The organism is Actinomadura sp. 21ATH, from assembly GCF_041951345.1.
Lineage (GTDB): Bacteria > Actinomycetota > Actinomycetes > Streptosporangiales > Streptosporangiaceae > Spirillospora.
The window spans coordinates 481479-497880 of the sequence record NZ_JBGNUR010000001.1 but is presented as its reverse complement, the minus strand read 5'-3'; the positions used below and the strand labels follow the sequence as shown (position 1 = coordinate 497880).

25 protein-coding genes are annotated in these 16402 nt (G+C 70.2%); 1 reads left to right on the top strand and 24 read right to left on the bottom strand.

Annotation, left to right across the window (positions count from 1 at the left end; translation table 11 throughout):
- Positions 1-98: 98 nt before the first annotated feature.
- The gene (locus ACA361_RS02530; protein WP_375010119.1) at positions 99-491 is read left to right on the top strand and encodes a DUF3307 domain-containing protein; all 393 of its coding nucleotides are present in this window, start codon (positions 99-101) and stop codon (positions 489-491) included.
- A gap of 146 nt (positions 492-637) precedes the next feature.
- Here ACA361_RS02530 and ACA361_RS02525 read toward each other — a convergent pair whose 3' ends face one another.
- The 24 genes from ACA361_RS02525 to ACA361_RS02410 all read right to left on the bottom strand — a co-directional run bounded on the left by ACA361_RS02525 (position 638) and on the right by ACA361_RS02410 (position 16362).
- Complete coding sequence (locus tag ACA361_RS02525; RefSeq protein WP_375010118.1) at positions 638-904, bottom strand: hypothetical protein; 267 nt, start codon at positions 902-904, stop codon at positions 638-640.
- A gap of 47 nt (positions 905-951) precedes the next feature.
- On the bottom strand, positions 952-1242 hold the full coding sequence (locus ACA361_RS02520) for a hypothetical protein (protein WP_375010117.1): 291 nt from the start codon (positions 1240-1242) through the stop codon (positions 952-954).
- 63 nt (positions 1243-1305) lie between these two features.
- A complete protein-coding gene (locus tag ACA361_RS02515) occupies positions 1306-2235 on the bottom strand; it encodes a peptidoglycan recognition family protein (RefSeq protein WP_375010116.1) in 930 nt (309 codons plus the stop codon).
- The gene (locus tag ACA361_RS02510; protein ID WP_375010115.1) at positions 2232-2864 is read right to left on the bottom strand and encodes a hypothetical protein; all 633 of its coding nucleotides are present in this window, start codon (positions 2862-2864) and stop codon (positions 2232-2234) included. The genes ACA361_RS02515 and ACA361_RS02510 overlap by 4 nt, the downstream gene beginning before the upstream one ends.
- A complete protein-coding gene (locus ACA361_RS02505; RefSeq protein WP_375010114.1) occupies positions 2861-3229 on the bottom strand; it encodes a hypothetical protein in 369 nt (122 codons plus the stop codon). The genes ACA361_RS02510 and ACA361_RS02505 overlap by 4 nt, the downstream gene beginning before the upstream one ends.
- Before the next feature lie 11 nt (positions 3230-3240).
- The gene (locus tag ACA361_RS02500; RefSeq protein ID WP_375010113.1) at positions 3241-3426 is read right to left on the bottom strand and encodes a hypothetical protein; all 186 of its coding nucleotides are present in this window, start codon (positions 3424-3426) and stop codon (positions 3241-3243) included.
- 2 nt (positions 3427-3428) lie between these two features.
- Positions 3429-3938 (bottom strand): hypothetical protein, encoded by a 510-nt coding sequence (locus tag ACA361_RS02495; RefSeq protein WP_375010112.1) that lies wholly within the window; start codon positions 3936-3938, stop codon positions 3429-3431.
- 13 nt (positions 3939-3951) lie between these two features.
- Positions 3952-4473, bottom strand: a complete 522-nt coding sequence (locus ACA361_RS02490; RefSeq protein WP_375010111.1) for a hypothetical protein — start codon at positions 4471-4473, stop codon at positions 3952-3954.
- Positions 4474-4490: 17 nt separating this feature from the next.
- The gene (locus tag ACA361_RS02485; protein WP_375010110.1) at positions 4491-4994 is read right to left on the bottom strand and encodes a hypothetical protein; all 504 of its coding nucleotides are present in this window, start codon (positions 4992-4994) and stop codon (positions 4491-4493) included.
- A gap of 9 nt (positions 4995-5003) precedes the next feature.
- Positions 5004-6677 carry a hypothetical protein gene (locus tag ACA361_RS02480; protein ID WP_375010109.1) on the bottom strand — a complete coding sequence of 558 codons (1674 nt, stop codon included), beginning with the start codon at positions 6675-6677 and terminating at the stop codon, positions 5004-5006.
- Positions 6678-6679: 2 nt separating this feature from the next.
- Positions 6680-7144, bottom strand: a complete 465-nt coding sequence (locus ACA361_RS02475; RefSeq protein ID WP_375010108.1) for a hypothetical protein — start codon at positions 7142-7144, stop codon at positions 6680-6682.
- Positions 7145-7147: 3 nt separating this feature from the next.
- Positions 7148-7837, bottom strand: a complete 690-nt coding sequence (locus ACA361_RS02470; RefSeq protein WP_375010107.1) for a hypothetical protein — start codon at positions 7835-7837, stop codon at positions 7148-7150.
- Positions 7834-11157 (bottom strand): phage tail tape measure protein, encoded by a 3324-nt coding sequence (locus ACA361_RS02465; protein ID WP_375010106.1) that lies wholly within the window; start codon positions 11155-11157, stop codon positions 7834-7836. The genes ACA361_RS02470 and ACA361_RS02465 overlap by 4 nt, the downstream gene beginning before the upstream one ends.
- A complete protein-coding gene (locus ACA361_RS02460) occupies positions 11147-11269 on the bottom strand; it encodes a hypothetical protein (RefSeq protein ID WP_375010105.1) in 123 nt (40 codons plus the stop codon). Before ACA361_RS02460 ends, ACA361_RS02465 begins: the two co-directional genes overlap by 11 nt.
- Before the next feature lie 41 nt (positions 11270-11310).
- Positions 11311-11757: a hypothetical protein gene (locus ACA361_RS02455; protein ID WP_375010104.1), complete on the bottom strand. Its 447-nt coding sequence runs from the start codon at positions 11755-11757 to the stop codon at positions 11311-11313.
- Positions 11757-12170 (bottom strand): hypothetical protein, encoded by a 414-nt coding sequence (locus tag ACA361_RS02450; RefSeq protein ID WP_375010103.1) that lies wholly within the window; start codon positions 12168-12170, stop codon positions 11757-11759. Before ACA361_RS02450 ends, ACA361_RS02455 begins: the two co-directional genes overlap by 1 nt.
- 2 nt (positions 12171-12172) lie before the next feature.
- On the bottom strand, positions 12173-12607 hold the full coding sequence (locus tag ACA361_RS02445) for a hypothetical protein (RefSeq protein ID WP_375010102.1): 435 nt from the start codon (positions 12605-12607) through the stop codon (positions 12173-12175).
- On the bottom strand, positions 12607-13401 hold the full coding sequence (locus ACA361_RS02440; protein WP_375010101.1) for a hypothetical protein: 795 nt from the start codon (positions 13399-13401) through the stop codon (positions 12607-12609). Before ACA361_RS02440 ends, ACA361_RS02445 begins: the two co-directional genes overlap by 1 nt.
- Before the next feature lies 1 nt (position 13402).
- Positions 13403-13711 carry a hypothetical protein gene (locus ACA361_RS02435; RefSeq protein WP_375010100.1) on the bottom strand — a complete coding sequence of 103 codons (309 nt, stop codon included), beginning with the start codon at positions 13709-13711 and terminating at the stop codon, positions 13403-13405.
- A complete protein-coding gene (locus tag ACA361_RS02430; RefSeq protein ID WP_375010099.1) occupies positions 13708-14160 on the bottom strand; it encodes a hypothetical protein in 453 nt (150 codons plus the stop codon). The genes ACA361_RS02435 and ACA361_RS02430 overlap by 4 nt, the downstream gene beginning before the upstream one ends.
- Before the next feature lie 3 nt (positions 14161-14163).
- The gene (locus tag ACA361_RS02425) at positions 14164-14547 is read right to left on the bottom strand and encodes a hypothetical protein (RefSeq protein ID WP_375010098.1); all 384 of its coding nucleotides are present in this window, start codon (positions 14545-14547) and stop codon (positions 14164-14166) included.
- Positions 14547-15032, bottom strand: a complete 486-nt coding sequence (locus tag ACA361_RS02420; protein WP_375010097.1) for a hypothetical protein — start codon at positions 15030-15032, stop codon at positions 14547-14549. The genes ACA361_RS02425 and ACA361_RS02420 overlap by 1 nt, the downstream gene beginning before the upstream one ends.
- Complete coding sequence (locus ACA361_RS02415) at positions 15032-15292, bottom strand: hypothetical protein (protein WP_375010096.1); 261 nt, start codon at positions 15290-15292, stop codon at positions 15032-15034. Before ACA361_RS02415 ends, ACA361_RS02420 begins: the two co-directional genes overlap by 1 nt.
- Positions 15292-16362, bottom strand: a complete 1071-nt coding sequence (locus ACA361_RS02410) for a hypothetical protein (protein ID WP_375010095.1) — start codon at positions 16360-16362, stop codon at positions 15292-15294. The genes ACA361_RS02415 and ACA361_RS02410 overlap by 1 nt, the downstream gene beginning before the upstream one ends.
- Between the last annotated feature and the right edge of the window lie 40 nt (positions 16363-16402).

The following is a 16402-nucleotide window of genomic DNA, read 5'->3' as shown; positions in this document are numbered from 1 at the left end:
GCCCCCCCCCCGCTTCTCTACCGCGCCGGAAACTGGTCTACCGAGACATCAACCAGGCTACCTGGACAAACCCCGCCGCGTCAGCCAGGAGGCTCCACGTGATCGGCGAAATCATCCTCGCGCACCTGGTGGGCGACTACGTCCTGCAATCCGGCTGGATGGCGGAGCGCAAGAAGACACGGTGGTGGCCGGCGACCGTGCACGGCGTCACCTACACGCTCCCGTTCCTGGTGCTCACCCTCTCGCCGGCGGCGCTGGCGGTCATCTGCGTGACACACATCGTGATCGACCGCTACCAGCTCGCGCGGTACGTGCGGTGGGCCACCGAGCAGATGGCGCCGCCCGGCCAGCGTCCGGACCGTTCCGCCATCACCGCCAATCTCGGCTCCGGACCGGGCACGCCGCCCGGCATCGCGCACATGATGCGGATCGTCATCGACAACACCATGCACCTGCTCATCAACGCGGCCGCGCTCACATGGCTGGCATGAGCAGCCTGCCGCGCACGAGAACGGCCCGCCCTCCGCCTCAGCGGTAGAGCGGGCCGTTCCCGTGTGGGAGAGGTCGACCTCCGCAGAAGCCGACGCCAGGTCGCCAGGGACCCGTTCAGAGGCCCCCAGCCTACGGCCGGCCCCGGTCAGCCGGCCAGCCGGTTCCCGGGCGTCGGCTCATCGGGCGTGAGCGGCCGACCCGCCTTGTCGTGCGGGTCCGCGACCGGCGTCGCCTTCGCCCGCACGTACAGCCCGTACACCGCGACGACCGCGGCCACGATGACGTCCTGCTCGAGCACGCCGCCGCCGGATCGCCACCGCACGACCATCGCCACCGCGGCGTACACCGCGGCCGCGGCCGCACCGATCGCGGCTGGCTCCAGCTTCGGGTTCAGGATCTTCGGCACCTGCATGACTTGCTCCTTCACGCTGAAAAGCCCCGGGAGGATCCCGGAGCGCGTCAGACTCGGGGCGGCCAGCCCCAGGTGCCCGGCGGGAGCTCCTGGCCGGACTGGTGCTCGTGGGGCTCCCCGCTTGGCACGTTGAACTCCGGGAAGCCGCCTGCCTCGCCGGGGGTGAAGACCCAGAGGTGGACGTGGTACTCGCTGTCGAGCGGAGGGACGGTCCCGGCCTCTACGCCGCGCGGATCGAGGGTGCGGACGTCGGCGGTGACGATGGCCGCGCGCAGGGCGTGCAGGCCCTCCTTGCCGCGGTAGTGGACGATGCGGCCGAGGGTGGGCTGCTGGTTCACGTGTCTCCTCATTTCAGGTCGCGAAACAGGAAGTTCACGATTCGCGATTCGCGAATCGCCAGGTCACGTACGCCAGGCCAGCGCCTTCACCGATGCGGACACGACCCGGCCAGCCACCTCGCCGTACTGGATCACCTGCACCCGCACCCGCGCGCCCTTGCCGACCGCCGCGGCCGGCACCGGGTAGTGCACGAACGTCGCGCCGCCGCTCGCGACGTACTCCGCGATCGGGCCGCCCTCGACGTCGCCGCTGTCGTCGTCCCGCTCGATCGCGCGCGCCTGCAGCTCGGTGCCCGGCTCCAAGCCCTCGATCTTGAGATTGGCGGTCAGCGCGTAGCGGGCCGGGCCCTCGATCACCGAGGGCCCTCCCCGGTCCCAGTGATGGTGCGCCGCGTCGCTGTGCTCGTTGTCGAAGTCCAGCGTGACCCACTCGCCCGCCGGGAGCTCCTTCTCCTGGCTGGTGGAGACGCTGATGTAGTCGGGCATGTCGTCGTCCTCCTCGCTCGGCGCCTGGCCGAAGGTTCCGTCCTGGACCAGCCGGTACAGCCGGTCGCCCGGGCAGCTGGTGGAGATGAAGTCGCGGTGCCCCCGCACGGCGCCGTCGACGCCGTGCTCGTCCATCAGCCACGCGCGGAACTCCCGCACCGCCTGGATCTGCGCGTCCGTGGGATCCTCGTCCGGACCGCTCATCAAGGTGATCGAGTACCAGCTGGCGTTGCCGCCCGGCTGCGCCGCCTGCTCCTTGTTGAGGCCGCGGCCCTCCATCACATATCCGTGCACGCACGCTGCGGCCGTGTAGCCGATGTCCAGCCACCCGCGGGTGTTCATGTGGAACTGCCGCGTGCGCTTCCAGTACGAGACGCACGCCTCGTGCGACTTGCCCGCCAGGCCCTGGTTGGCGCTGTCGTAGTGGATCACGATCCCCGAGCGCGGGGTCGCGTAGGCGCCCCCGGACTCGCCCCACCCGAACGTGCCGCGGTCCTGAAACTTCATGCTGCTCCCTCCTCCACGCACACGACGATCTCCCGCGTGCCGCCCGTGGTGACCACGCTCAACCGGCCCATGCTCGAGCCGGTCGGGCAGTTGAGCGGGTTGGACTCCAGGTACGCCTGCACCACCGCGCGCACCTGTTCCTCCGAAGGCGGCGGCCCGTCCCGCCCGTCCCGGCCCGGGGCGCCGTCCTCGCCGTCCTCACCCGGCGGGCCGGACGGCCCGGCCGGCGGCGGGTTCGCGCGCAGGTACCCGGTCACCGCGGTGATGATCTCCGCCATCGTCGGCGCGCGGCCGCGCGGCGGCGGATGCTCGCGCAGATACCGCGCGACCGCCGCCGAGACCTGAGCAGTCGACGGCGTCCGCCCGTCCCGGCCGTCCCGCCCAGCCGCGCCCGAAGGCCCGGACGGGCCAGGCCGCGGAGACGTGCCCGGGCGGGACGGCGCCGGAGACACCAGCGGCACCCCGCCCAGCTCCCGCACCTGCCCCGACAGCACATCGATCTGGTCCTGCTGCCGCCACTGCATCCACGACAGCAGCCCCAGCACCAGCGACAGCACGACCGCGGCCATAAGCGCCTGACCGATCACGCGCCGCGAACTCGGCCCGGCCAGCGGCTCCCGATCCTTCACGGGGCGGCCCCCTTCGAGCGCAGGTACGAGGTCAGCAGCGGCGCCGCCACGGCCGTGAACAGCGCGATCACCGCCAACCGCCGATCAGCCGCACTGCGCTCCTGCCACCGCCGCAGCTGCTCACGAAGGTCGCTGTCCTCCTCGCGCAGCTCGTCCTTCTCGCGCTTGTCGGACTCCAGGTGCGCGTTGAACAGCTCCGTCGAGACCTTGCGGTCCATCCGCTGGGACAGGTCGCTGGACAGCGTGTCGATGCGCTTGTCCTTGGCCGCGTCGCGCTCGCGCAGGTCCTGCTTGAGTTCCTTGACGTTGCGGTACAGCTCACCGTTCGTTGGGCCGTTGGCATCGGGCATGTTGGCATCGGGCAACGGACCTCCTCTCAGGCCCGCCGGAGATGGAACACGCCGTCCAGCGGGTCGACGCGCACCACCGTCCACGTCTCGGAGTCCGGCCCGACCGTCACCACCAGCCCGGCCTGCAGCGCCTGCCCGCCCTGGTAGGACTCGATCGGCTCCGTGTGCCCCTGCGCGCTCATCACCGCAGGGTCCTTGTCGATGTCGGCCATGCTCACTCCTGCGGCGGCGCCGGCGGCCGCCAGTAGATCCCGGTCACGTTCGCCCTGTACATCAGCGCCGGCGCCGGGGCGTGCCAGTAGTCGCAGCGCAGCCACAGCCGCCGGCCGGCCGCGAGGTTCCCGCACCAGGTCCCGTTCAGGTGGGCGGTGTTGCCCTCCTTCTCTGCGATCTCCCACTCCCAGGCGTTGCGGCCGGCGACGACCTGGCCGTCCTGGTCGACGTCGGCCAGGCCGATGTGCGCCGAGGCCAGCGGCGTCGGGTCCATCAGCCCGATCTCCGCGGTGATCTGGAAGACCGCCGGCCCGTGCAGCAGCGTCCACCCGCCCACCGTGGGCGCCGGCGCGGCCGGATCCACGGGCCTGGTGACGTGGTTGTTCCACGGGATCGTCAGCCACCCGTCCGGGTTCGGGTATGCCGCGCTGACCTCGAGTTCCCGGCCATCGTCGGTGGGCGTGCGGTCGAAACGGTACGAGAAGTAGAACGGATCCGTGGTCAGCTGCATTGTGCCTTCCTTTCTAGAGCGCCATAACGCCGACTGAGCGGTCATAGAAAGTGCCCGTCCCCGACCCAACCCTGTATTGCAATTTGAAGGACTGCGTCCCCGGGGTGAGGCCGGAGAACAGATGCACTGTGCTCGCGCGAATGGCCTGATTGGCGCCCAGACCGTCGATGTACAGGTCCGCGGTGGTCTCCGGCGCGCGGGTGGTGGCGCCCGAGACGTCCACCGCGCACTGCGTCACCGCGGTCGCACCCGAGTTGGACATCTGCGCCGCGAACCAGACCAGCGCTATCGGCCCGGTCGCAGCGGTCGATACCGGGCCCACCGTGGTCAGGTCGGTGAACGACGTGCTGCCCGTGGTCTGCGACGTCGCCACGTTCTGCTGCGTGATCTCCCGCTCGACCAAGGAGTTGGCGCCGCCGGTCACCAGCAGCCGCCCTGCCGCGGTCGCCTTGGCCGGCCCCGTCTCCATGAGATTGTCGCGGGTGTTCTGGTTGTATTGCGCGGCGGTGTAAGCGGCGCCCGCCACCGCCGTCATCGGCGAACTCCACGCCATTACCGCACCCCGTGTTCTGCGTTCTCGGCCAGCAGATCCGCCACCGTCTGACCAGTCGGTGTCCCCGTCAAAACCGCCAGCTTCGCGCCCGCCGGCCACCAATTCCTCGTCATCGGATTCGGTCGCCTATCCAACACCGCAATGATCTCCTCGGCATCGGCCGGCCACTGGATCGGGCACCGGGCACCGCACACCGTGCAGACGAACTCGAGGAAAGGCAGCCAACGTGAGCCCGCCACTCCGCGCCGGCGCGGGTCCTTCTCCGACACAAACTCCGCGTTCTGGCAGTCCGGCGCGGGGCAGTCCGCGATCCACTCGCCCGCCTGCACTCGCGCGGCCACGAAGTTCGTGGGCTCCACCATCGTCAGCGACACGCGACCCTGCGCGATCAACTCCAGCGCGGCCTGCTGGCCCACCGCGACCAGCTCGGCGGCCTGCTGACGAGCCAGCTCGCGCCGCGCCCGCTCTACCAGCTGCGGCGCGTACAGCTCCAGCTCTCCCATCGTCGCCTCCTAACTCGCGAACAGACCGTCGCCGAAACCGCGGCCGGCCCGATCAAAGATGAACAGGGTCTGTGGGTCATCCAGACCGGTCGCGGCGAACACACCGCGGTCGAACCCGTGATCGGCATCGTCGAACCGGAAGACGTTCGCGGCCTGCGTCGCTGCCTTCTCCAGCGTGAAATCGGTGGTCAGCAACATTCCGCCATCGGAGATGCGCTGCTTGATCCGCTGGAGGTAGAAGCCGTAGTCCACACAGCTCTCGGGCTCGCGGATGTGGACGCGGTCCGACAGGTTCCGGCTCAGCTGCTGCAGCAGCAGCGGCGAGGACTCCCGCGTCCCGGAGATCAGCGTGATCGTCGCGGTCGGGAGCCGCTCGGCCCGCGCGCCCAGCACCAGCTCCGCGATGGCCTGCGCGTCGTGGACGCCCGCCCACGGCGCCTTGTGCTGGACGGGGTCGCGGTGCCCGTACTTGTCGATGGACGCCTGGTCGGCCAACTCGACCTGGAAGGACCGCGCGACCTCGACCGGCTGCCCGAACATCTGAATGTTCGAGATCACGCCCGCGCCGAAGAGCCCCGAAAAGGTGATCTTGTACGACTGGGCAGACATCTGCACGATCTCCGGCACCGGGTACTCGCCGGCCACCAGGACGTAGTCCAGCGTCGGGTAGTTGTAGCCGGGCACGGGATCCCACAGCGGATCGTTGAGCTCGACGGTCAGCTCGATCGTCTCGCCGGAGCCGATCGAGCGGGCGTCCTCGGACTCCCACACCACCTCGACGTTCTTGGCCGGCTCGCGCTCTTCGACCTTGATCGAGATCGCGTTGATGATGTCGCGCCACCCCAGGTCCAGCTCCATGTCCTCCGGGGTGAGGTCGGTGCCCGGCTCGAAGAACGCCTGCGGCAGCGTCGACGCCTCGTTCAGGAGCCGGTGGTGGCGGTCGCGGAAGACGTACCGGCCGGCCTCGTCTGCGTGGAGCGTCGCGCCGGGCCCCTCCGACTCGATCAGGTCCGAGATCGCGCTGAACGCGTCCCGATCGTGCTCCCACCACCAGCGGATCACCGTGGCGCCAGGGTCGAGGTCCCGCGCGTCCTCGGGGACACCGAGCGCGTCCAGGACGTACCCGATGGCCTCGCCCGTCCGGATGCCGCTGTACAGCCGCGTGGAGATGCTGGTGCCCTTGAGCATCGCGATCGGGTCCAGCACGGACATCTGCACGCTGCGCTGGTCCTGCCGAACGCGCAGCTTGTAGTCGTCGAATTGGCCGCGGAAGATCGTGAAGTTGACGCCGTTCAACCTGCCCTGGAACCGGAACGGGCGCGCCGGGAGGATCCTGTCGTGCAGCGGCGAGTCGACGTTGTCGGGGGAGTACCGGCGGGAGCGGTTGTCGATCTCGCCGTTCCCGCGGCCGGACGTCATCGGCGACAGCGAGCGCTCCTGGTCCCGACCGAACTCGAAGGTAGGGCTGGCGCGGTGCAGGAAATCGGCGGTGATGTCGTCCTCGGGGGTGGTCCCGAACCCGTCGCCGTCCCAGTCGACCTCCACCGTCCACACCACGCCCTGCACGGGACGCGTCCAGGTGCGGACCTGGGGGCGCCGCTGCCGCTGCTGGTAGGCCAGCCGGGACGGCTCCCGGTACACCCCACGGCGGGAGCTGCGCGACGGCGAGGAGAAACGGGCCATGGTCAGCCGCCCAGCTCCTCGAAGTAGATGACGCCGTTGGCGACGATCGCGTCGTTGGGGACGGTGTCCAGCTCGACCGTGAGCCGCTGCCCCGGGGACAGGTAGATCCGCAGCTCCGGCGGCGGCAGCCAAATGAACGGCGACCGGACGTTCCACGCCTCCGCGTGCAGCGTCGCGATCGTGCCGTCCTGCGCCTTGGTGGTGTTGTTGACCTCCACCGTGCTGCCCGCCAGCGACGACCCGGCCTGCAGCGACGCCGGCGTCGCGCTCGACCCGCCGCTCCCCGACGTCGTCGCGCCCCGCCGCAGGAGGATGTTCAGGCCCTCCTCCTGCGCGTCCCCGACGTCCGAACGCTGCGACAACACGATCTGATGCACGACCACGACCGCGTCGCTCGGCGCGACCAGCTCGAACAGATCCTGCTCGGCCGAGACCGAGACCTCGTTGAACTGCGCGGAATACAGCATGGGCTACCTCGTCAGCAGGGTTCGGAGCGATCGGGGAAGGCCGGGCGGCGGCGGAACCGCACCGGGAGCAGCAGCCGGCCGAAGCGCGATGATCCCGTTCACCGCGACCGAGGTCGACGCCGACGCCGTCGCCGAGCGGGACACCGACCCGGCCGCGACCGCCGCGGCCGAGTCGCACACCACCTGGCTCGCCGAGGTGGCCGGCACCCGCACCTCCGACCGCTCGGTGTCCGGGCCCGTCCAGGTGGAGCCGGAGCGGTCGGCGAAGTAGGAGACGACCCAGCAGCCGGACTCGCTGACGCTGATGCTCGGCGTCGACCTGGCCGTGGATCCTGCGACCTGCACGTCCACGGCCGAGACGTGGACCGGGGAGGAGGTGTTCACTCCCGAGTAGGACAGGATCGACCCGCACGCCTCGTTGCTGGTGCCGAAGGAGAAGGACGCGGCCCCCTCCGAGGAGCCCGCCGTCTTGCGGTAGGTGTTGCAGCGCACGCCGGGCGTACCGGCGTCGTAGCCGCCATCGATGAGCGACCAGCCACCCGGCGGGGTGATCGCGTTGTCCAACGAGTTGCCGGTCCGGACGGTGACGACCGCGAGCATGAGGTCGCCGGCGACAGTGCTCGCGTGCGGGGTGATCGCCAGGCTGGCCGCCGTCAGCGTGCTGTTGTCGCCCTTCCCGCGGAACGCGATCACGAGCCCACCGCCTGCTGCACGATGGTGTCCAGGCGGCCCTGGCGGACCAGCTCCTCCAGGACTCGCACGAACATGTTCTGCACGTCGACCTGGGACCCGATGACGCCGTGGTTGTCGATGTACACGTTGATGTGCAGCTCGCGCGGCAGCTGGTCGACCGGCCGCAGCTCCTCGAGCGTGCCGGTGCCGTTGTACAGCGGCTCGTTCCAGCCCGGCGAGAGCACAGCGCCGTTGTCGGCCTTGCCGCGGTACCCGAACCGCATGTTGAACAGGCCATCGTTCGCGCCGCGCGCCGCCCTGCCGACAACCACGCCCGCGCTCCCGCGGCTCTCCACGTTGACGCCGTTCAGCGTGCCCGCCATGTGGCCGACGCCCGCGTTCGTCACGCCCACCCGGAAGTCGGACGCGGCCCCGGGCACGAACCCCGCGGTGCCACGGTTCGGGGAGAAGGAGAAGGTCGTGAACAGCCGGCTGTACGGGTTGTCGCCGCGGATCACGTTGGTGATCGCCGACATGAACCCGCTGCAGTCGTAGCCCCCCGGGCCCACGCCGCCCCACACGTACGGCTTGCCAGCCTGGTTCTTCGCCCAAGCGAGCGCCTTGCCGAAGTCGCCGCCGCCCTGGAACAGGTCCTCCAGGTTCTTCTTCACCCAGCCGATGAACTCGCCGATCATCTTGCGGGGCAGCCGGCCGATCGCGCTGCCCCACCAGCCGCGGCCGCCCGGATCGCCCTTGCCCGGCTCGAGCACCTTGGACGCCCACGCGGTGATGCCCTTGTCGACCAGCAGCTTCGGTGCGCCCTTGGCCCAGTCGATGCCGCGGCCGATCGCGTCCTTGATCCCGCCGACGATCCCGCCGAACTGGAACCCGGGGATGCGGCCGCTGCGGGTGCCCGGGTCGCCGCCGAACATGAGGTCCTTCGCCCTGTGGCCGGCCTTGTTCGCGGCGTGGATGAACCCCGGGCCCAGCGACTGGACCGCTTCGGGCACCAGCACGCCCTCGCCGTCGCGGAACAGGCCGAGGCGGTTGTCGCGGGCGGAGAAGCCCGGGGCGACGCCTCCCTTTCGGACGTCGACTACGCCGCCGTCCTGGAATGAGAGCCGGTCGAGCTGCTTCATTCCGGCGATTCCGGCTACGAAATTCCACACTTTCCGAATTCCGTTATTGTATACCACGTCCACTACGAACTTAACGGGGTCGCGCGTTGCCGACTGAATTCCCCGCCAAATCGACTTAAGTGCAGCGACGCCATTCCGCCAAGCCTTCTTGGCTCGATCAAAGAAGCGATCAAAAACGCCGCTTAGCCAATTCATCGCCTTGGACGCGATTTCCTTCACATCGTCGAGGTAGCCCTTCACGATGCCGCCGATCAGCCGCCAGGTACCCCGGAAGGTAGCGACGATCAGGCCAAACGCGCCCTTGATCACGGACCAGATGGCCTCACCGAGCCCGGCCGCTATGTCCTTGATCCCCTCCCACATGCGCTCCCAGTCGCCCGTGAAGAGGCCAGCGAAAGTTTCGTATACGCCTTTCAGGGTGCGGAACAGGCCCCGCCACCAGCCGATCAGAGTTTCCGCTACGACCCCTACGACTTCCAAGATCGTCGGGCCGAACTTCTCCCACAATTCGAGCACGATATCGAGCCCGGCCTGCACCGCTTCCGCGATGTAGGTCACGATATCGGCGAGCTTCTCGCCCCAATCCTCGAACTCGTCGCGATTCTCCTCGATCCATTCCTTGATGTCATCGAAGATCTCGCCGAAGGTCTCGCCAAACTTCTCCCAGGTCGCCCGCAGCTCCTCCGACATCTCGGAGTTGCCGGAGAACCACTCCTCAAAGACCTCGCCGGCCTCGTCGGTGAACTCCTCCAGGCTGCCCAGCACGGTCCCGCCGAGGAAGTCGACCAGCTCGCCCTTGAGCGTGCGGGTGAAGGAGGTGATCCGGGTCTGGGCGGTGTCGTGCAGCCGGTCGCCGACCTTGCCCGCGGCGCCCTCGACGTCGCCGAGCCGGTCCTTGGTGTCGATCAGCCCGCGCAGGAACGCGGGGATGTCCTTGGTGTTGAGGTCCTCGAGCGGCGTGCCGAACAGCGCGATGGCCTGCTCCGCCCGCGCGCCCGGATCCTTGATCGCCAACAGGCCCTTGACGATCTTCTCGAACGCCCGGCGGCCCTCCTCGCCCCCCTTGGCGAAGGCGTCCTGCACCTGGGCCTGGGTCATGCCGATGCCGCGGAGGGCGGCATCCACGTCCGGCGCCGCCGAAGCGATCTTGAGCGTCAGCTCCTTGAACGCGTCGCCGGCCTTGTCGAGGCCGTACATGCCCTTGTCGGAGGCCGCGACCAGGATGTTGAAGGCGCGCTGCCCCTTGATCCCGATCTGCTCCATGAAGGGGCCGTACTCGTCGAGCGCGTCGACCAGGTCGTCGCGCAGTGCGGACGGGACGCGCTGAAGCGCCGCCGTCAGCAGGTCCATGCCCTCGTCGGCGTCCTTGACCAGGTTCGTCTTGACCAGCTGCCCGACGACCTGGACGGCGCGGGCGACCTCCACCCCGAACGCCTCGCCCAGGGCCATCGCCTTGGAGGTCATGTCCTCCACCGCGGACGCGTTCGCGCCACGCATCCCGCGGATCGAGGTGACCACGGCGACGATGGCCTCGTTCACCTCGCCGAGGCTCTCGCCGTAGGCGTCGCGGAACAGGTTGCCGGCGGACTTGGCCAGCCGCTCGCCCTCGGCGCCGAACTCGCCCAGCTGCGCCTGCAGGGAGGCCGTCGCGGTCTCGGCCTCCATCGCGCCCTGGATGCCCTCCAGGATCAGCGCGCCGACCGCCAGGCCGGCCGCGGCCCACGGCGCCGCGCGCAGCGTCGTCGCGAGGCTGCCGGCCAGCCCCCGCATCCGGCCGCGCCCCGAGTCCTCCGCGCCGTCCCCGAAGCCCTCGCCGGCGTCCTCACCCGCGGACACGAAGCGGCCGCGGGCGTCGCGCATCCGCTCGGTGGCGCCCCTCGTGAACGCCCTCCCCGCGTCCTGCCCGGCGTCCCGAGCGGCCTGCTCGGTCCGGTCCAGGGACTGCTCCAGCTCGCGCGTCAGCGCCCGGCCAGCCTCCTGCCCGCCCTCGCGGGCCTCCGAGGTCAGCTCGTTGAACGCCCGCCCGACCGCCTCCGAGACCTCCTGCCCGGCCCGGTGAGCCTCGGAGGTCATCGAGCCGAACGCCCGGCCCGCCTCCCGGGCAACGCCCTCTGCCATGGTCCGGGCGTCCCGGGTGACGTCGGCGAACCCCGGCTTCGAGGCGTTCGTGGAGGTGACACGGATCTCGATCTCATTCGCCAAATCCGCTCACCTCCTCGGCGTCTCCGTACGGGTCAGACTGTTCTTCCTCCAGCGGCCGGGCCACGGCCTCGATCTCCAGCAGCTGCAGCAGCTCGGAATCCTCGGCCAGCACCTGGCTGGGCAGGCACTTGAAGCGATCGCACAGGCCGAGGATCAGCTCGGCACGAGCGAGCTCTGGGGGCTTGGCGAGAGGGGTTCCATCGGCAGCGATGGCTCGGGGACCGAGGTCTCGCCAGAGGGCGAGTCTTTTCCCAGGTCATTCGAGATCCCGTTGACCGCTCTCATCCACGCCTTCAGGAGCTTGGTCGCCCAGGGCAGGTCGCACAGCAGCGCGTCGCGGGTGGGTTCCACGTCCACGGCGTTGCCCTCGTCGTCCTCCTCCTGCAGGTTCCAGGACACGAGGACATCCGCGAGAATCTCGAACGGCCGTTCGATGATGTCCCGGTCGGTGACGCCGTCCTCGCGGGCCTCCTTGAGCTGCACCAGCTCCAGTACCGTCTCGCTCGACAGCCGCTGGGTCCGCATCTCCAGGCCCGCCAGCGCGGGGTCCGTGGTCTCGTCGAACACGAACCGCAGGTACCGGCTCCGTACGTAGCCCATCAGGCCGCCGCCCAGGTCGGGACCGTGCCGTCCGCGAGGACGCCCGGCACCGCCCAGGTGAACTCTCCGCCGGCCGCGCGGGTCAGCGGGTAGTCGGTGTACAGGACCTCGTTCGCGAGCGTCTGCCCGGCGATCGTGAGCGTGGTCGTCCGGTTCACCGACGTGGACGGGACGGTCTTGAAGACGTCGTGACTGGCGTTGGCGGCCGGGTCGAAGACGCCGTTCAGCGTGATCGAGAAGTCCGCGAGGAGCAGGATCCGCTCGATCGCGCTCTTGTCGAGGCCGGTCACGTCCTGCACCGTCCGCGGCGTTGCGAACTGCAGGTTGGTGCATCCGTTTCTGATCTCCCGCGGGGTGCCGGAGGAGTCGTCCACCGCGCACGACGTCCACCCGATACCTGACTGCTTGGCCATGGTCAGCCCCTTTCTCTCTGGTCGACCAGCCGCTGCTGGTGCTCGCCGAAGTCCTCCACGAAGTCCGCCGCGTTCACGTGCTGGCGCAGCACGCCGAGGCTGCGGCGCCAGTCCCCGCGCCGGACCAGGTAGGTCTCCGGGCTCGTGTAGTGCTCGCGGAAACAGCGCTGGCCAGGCTCGAACGAGAACACCGTGATCCCGGCGCCGGTCCGCTGCTCACGGAACGTCCTGCCGGACCCGTAGCGGACGTACCGGGCCTGCTGGGCACCGAGCGGCGTGGACTCGTCGAACTCCGACCGCCACCCGTACCGCCATGCGAGGCATCCTGCGTCCTCGCAGGCGGTCTTGACCCGTGCGTCCGACCGCTGCCCTACCTGGTAGGTCTGGTAGGCCCCGACCGGCCCCTGCGGCGCGATCCTGAACGGCTGCCTCTGCATCAGAACTCCACCAGGGTGTCGTTGCGGACGGCGACCACCGCGAACACCAGCTCGCTGAACGTTCCCGAGGTGGCCACCCGCAGGTACCGCTCCACGGTCTGGTCGCGCGCGGTCTGGATTCGCTGCGCGCCCGGCCCCGACGTCACCTGCGCGAACGCGCCCCCGGTCACCGCCGCCCAGGAGTCGGCGGCGCCGTTGTCGCCGGACTCCTGGAGCGTGATCGTGGCGTCGGTGCCGGTGAAGGCGAACACGTGCAGCCACGCCTGCAGCCCGAACTCGGACGGCCCGGTGCCGCTCGAGCCGAGCCCGAAGTCCACGGAGGGGCCGTTCGTTGCCGCGGTGTCCGTCCGCGGGCCGGCCGTCAGCAGCCGTCCCCACTCCAGCCCGTAGCCGTTCGGGACGGACTGCACGGCGATCGTCAGCGACCCGTCCGCCGCCATCGTCGGGTCGTAGGACAGCTGCTTCCCGATCAGGGACGCCGCCGGCGAGCCCAGCGCCGTGCCGCGGCAGTAGGTGATCGTCCGGTCCGTCGTCGGCAGCGTGGACAGCACCGCGTGCGCCCGGTCCTCGGTGTTCGGCGGGTCGTCGCTGGCGCGCTCGGGGTTGAAGAACGAGGTCCAGTCGATGCCGCCGTCGCGGCGCAGACCCGTCCGCTCGAACGCGTGCGCGTTGATCCCGGTCACGTCCTGCGTGCCGGCCAGCCCGCCCGCGATCCGGCCGAGCGCGCCGACGTCGCCGGACAGGTCGTAGCCGCCCAGGTAGAAGTTGTCTCCGAGTCCGCTCTGCTTGGCCACGTCAGCCCTCCTTCTTCTTGATCGGCTCGAGCGGCCCCGACCGGAACCCGGTGACCTCGCGCTGCTGGTGAGTCGCCCAGCCGGTCATGTTCGCCCGGCGGTCCCGGCGCAGCTCCTCGTGCGCGCGCCGGGCGTCGGCGACCCACGTGTCCGCGATGTCGGTGAGGTACGGGGCGTGGACGCTCACGCCGTGCCGGGACGCGGCCAGGACGGGCTGCTGCAGCTCCGCCTCGCCCAGGTTGCGGAACCACCGCACGACCGTGCCGTCCATGATCGTGCTGGTCACGGTGATCACCGGCGGATCGATCATGGCGCCTGCTCCCAGAGGTCGTTGACGATGCAAGGGATCGTGAGGTCCATGACCCGCATGAGCTGCCGGTCGATGCTGATGTAGCCGGCCTGCGCCGACAGCGACTCGCCGCTCGCCCCGAGCAGGTCGACGTTGCGGATCAGGCCGTCCAGCGTGAAGTCGTTGGAGTAGGCGCCCGCGAGATGATCGATCGCGGAGAGGATCGTCGGGTCGATCGCGTCCTGCGGCTCGGCCAGCATGTTCTGGTAGATCCGCAGCATGAACGTCACCACCCCGCTCGTGGCGTCCAGACCAGATGCGGCCGCCCAGGGCCGGATCTTCTGGACCCACAGCGCCGCGGTCAGCCCCGGGCCCGGCGCGCTCTTGGCCTCGTGGAGGTTCACGCGCTCGAACCGGCCGGACGCCATGGCGTGCGACTCCAGCGCGGCGAGGATCGGGACGACGTCCATCGCTCAGTCCTCCAGCCGCTGCAGGAGCTGGCGGAGCTGGTGGGCGACCAGCTGCGGGACCTGCCGGTCGACGCTGTCTCGGGCGCGCCGGAAGGCGGCGTAGCCCTTGAAGCGGGTCGTGCGGTTGCGTGACGAGGTCCCTTCGAGCCAGGGCCCGTACACGATCCCGCGGTCGTGGACGACCACGTCCGGCTCAAGCCGCTGCACGATCAGCTGCGTCTCGTAGTACGGCGTCGGGTTGCGGATGGAGGCGTCCAGGATCTGGTGGACGTCGGCCAGCGCCTGGTTCGCGACGGTCTGCTGGGCGTCGGCCAGGAACGCATCCACGTCCCGCTCAGGGGCGCCGGTCAGCAGCGGCCCGCGCAGGCGCACGTCGATGTCCAGCATCAGCCCGTCACCCCCAGGCCCAGCCCCTCGCGTGCGGCCAGCTCAGAGAGCGCCTGACCCCACGACTCGAACCGGATGCCCCGGTCATCGACATACGCGACCGCCGGCAACTTCCGGTTCGTGACGAGCACCTGGCCCTGCTCGTTCCAGAACGTCAGCAGGCCCGAGCCCCTGCAGCCCTGGCAGGGATCCTCGAAGAAGTAGCCGCCCGGAACCGGTTCGCTGTCGTCCGGGGCGGAGATGCCGCCCATGCCCTGGCAGCGCCCGCAGCGCTCGTCGATCGTGACGTCGAGCCCGAGGCCCTCGAGCCACGGCATGACCTGCTCCGGCTCGCGAGTCGTGTGCACGAACACGGCGCACTGCTCCATGAGCTGCCGGAGGGCATCCACCGCGCCGGGGACCGGCCCGTCGTAGATGCTGCCGTCCTGCCACCCGCGCGAGTACGCGTGGATCACGCCGTCGAAGTCCACCGCCACGGTCGGCATCAGACCGTCACCTCCGGATCCACCAGCGCGCACGCGCCCGCAGGCAGCGGCTCTCCCTCGACGTAGGGCACGACCCGGGACATGGAGCCGTCGACCTCCACCAGGGCACCGAACTCCCACCGCGCAGGCGTCAGCGCCTGGCCTTCCGGCACCGCCAGGCGCTCGAGGTTCTGATCGATCAGGACAGCGCCGCACCATGAGCAGCGCTGACGCATGTGCCCCGGGGGGACGACGAGGGCCTGCCCGGCAATGTGGATCATCAGACGGCCCGCTTCCGCGCCTTGCGGCCGTACGCCGCGTACGCCAGCTCCCGGATCGCGGCCAGCCCCGCGCCGGTCGCCTCCCGCTCGCCCTCACCCGACCCGACCGTCCGCGCGTACCCCGACTGCCGCTGCAGCAGCGTGTTCAGCGCCTCCGCGGTCGCCAGCTCCTGCACCAGCGCCGGCCACACCTGCCGGGACACGCCCGCGCCGGAGGAGTGCGCGGCCGCGGTCGTGCCGAGCGCGCCGCGGGTCACCGTCAGCGTCCGCGGCGCGTACACGTCGGCGCCGGTGGTGTGCGCGGCCAGCACGCTCCCGTCCCAGCCCCGCTTGACGATCAGCGTGTTGCCGGCGATGTCGACGATTAGCATCCGCTCGGCGTCCAGCAGGATCGTCTCCCCGACGCCGAACGCGGCACCATCGCTCACGGCGACCGCGACCGCCGCAGTGGAGACGGCGAGATCGGCCGCGAGGTCCTGGCCCGTGTCGACCATGGCCTTGTCGGTGACCAGCATCCGCTCGCCGCCGGTCAGCACGACGTCGCCCACACCGACCGCGGCCGAGTCGCTCACCGGCACGCTGGTCTGCACCGCGTCGACCCCGGCGGTCAGCGTCCCGGCCGGCGCGGTGATGGACGAGAAGCCGTACAGGCCCGTGATCGCCACGGAGCGCTGGTGGGAGTCGCCGCTCTGGAAGGACCCGGGGCCGCCGAGGTCGATCTCGACGTGCGTGAACGGCGGCCCGTCGTCGGGGCGGAGGAAGTACTCGCCGGCGTTCAGCGTGAGGTCGCCGGAGGTGATCGACTCGACGGAGATGATCTCGTGCTGGTTGAGCCACAGCCGCCACGACCAGCTTCTGTTGCGGTCGGGCCAGTCGAAGGTCATGACACGGCGCTCGGGGTAGAACCGCCGTTTGAGCAGCCCGCCGATGCGGTCGACGCCGCCGTCGATCGAGTCGCTGGCGGACTCGATCGCGCGGTCGACCTGCCCGTCCGTGCGGGCGGTCTGCTTGACGTCAAGAGCAGCCTTGACGTCCTCCCTGCTGGTGTAGCAGGGACGGCTGATTCCCATCGCCGTGTCCTTCGCCTTCTGCTTTCTGAGGCCAGCCCCC

Coding starts and splice junctions, on each gene's coding strand:
- ACA361_RS02455 (WP_375010104.1), bottom strand. CDS start 11,757: ATGGGCTACGTACGGAGCCGGTACCTGCGGTTCGTGTTCGACGAGACC.
- ACA361_RS02495 (WP_375010112.1), bottom strand. CDS start 3,938: ATGCAGCTGACCACGGATCCGTTCTACTTCTCGTACCGTTTCGACCGC.
- ACA361_RS02410 (WP_375010095.1), bottom strand. CDS start 16,362: ATGGGAATCAGCCGTCCCTGCTACACCAGCAGGGAGGACGTCAAGGCT.
- ACA361_RS02450 (WP_375010103.1), bottom strand. CDS start 12,170: ATGGCCAAGCAGTCAGGTATCGGGTGGACGTCGTGCGCGGTGGACGAC.
- ACA361_RS02425 (WP_375010098.1), bottom strand. CDS start 14,547: ATGCTGGACATCGACGTGCGCCTGCGCGGGCCGCTGCTGACCGGCGCC.
- ACA361_RS02415 (WP_375010096.1), bottom strand. CDS start 15,292: ATGATCCACATTGCCGGGCAGGCCCTCGTCGTCCCCCCGGGGCACATG.
- ACA361_RS02430 (WP_375010099.1), bottom strand. CDS start 14,160: ATGGACGTCGTCCCGATCCTCGCCGCGCTGGAGTCGCACGCCATGGCG.
- ACA361_RS02490 (WP_375010111.1), bottom strand. CDS start 4,473: ATGACGGCGGTGGCGGGCGCCGCTTACACCGCCGCGCAATACAACCAG.
- ACA361_RS02525 (WP_375010118.1), bottom strand. CDS start 904: ATGCAGGTGCCGAAGATCCTGAACCCGAAGCTGGAGCCAGCCGCGATC.
- ACA361_RS02475 (WP_375010108.1), bottom strand. CDS start 7,144: ATGCTGTATTCCGCGCAGTTCAACGAGGTCTCGGTCTCGGCCGAGCAG.
- ACA361_RS02435 (WP_375010100.1), bottom strand. CDS start 13,711: ATGATCGATCCGCCGGTGATCACCGTGACCAGCACGATCATGGACGGC.
- ACA361_RS02500 (WP_375010113.1), bottom strand. CDS start 3,426: ATGGCCGACATCGACAAGGACCCTGCGGTGATGAGCGCGCAGGGGCAC.
- ACA361_RS02420 (WP_375010097.1), bottom strand. CDS start 15,032: ATGCCGACCGTGGCGGTGGACTTCGACGGCGTGATCCACGCGTACTCG.
- ACA361_RS02445 (WP_375010102.1), bottom strand. CDS start 12,607: ATGCAGAGGCAGCCGTTCAGGATCGCGCCGCAGGGGCCGGTCGGGGCC.
- ACA361_RS02515 (WP_375010116.1), bottom strand. CDS start 2,235: ATGAAGTTTCAGGACCGCGGCACGTTCGGGTGGGGCGAGTCCGGGGGC.
- ACA361_RS02485 (WP_375010110.1), bottom strand. CDS start 4,994: ATGGGAGAGCTGGAGCTGTACGCGCCGCAGCTGGTAGAGCGGGCGCGG.
- ACA361_RS02480 (WP_375010109.1), bottom strand. CDS start 6,677: ATGGCCCGTTTCTCCTCGCCGTCGCGCAGCTCCCGCCGTGGGGTGTAC.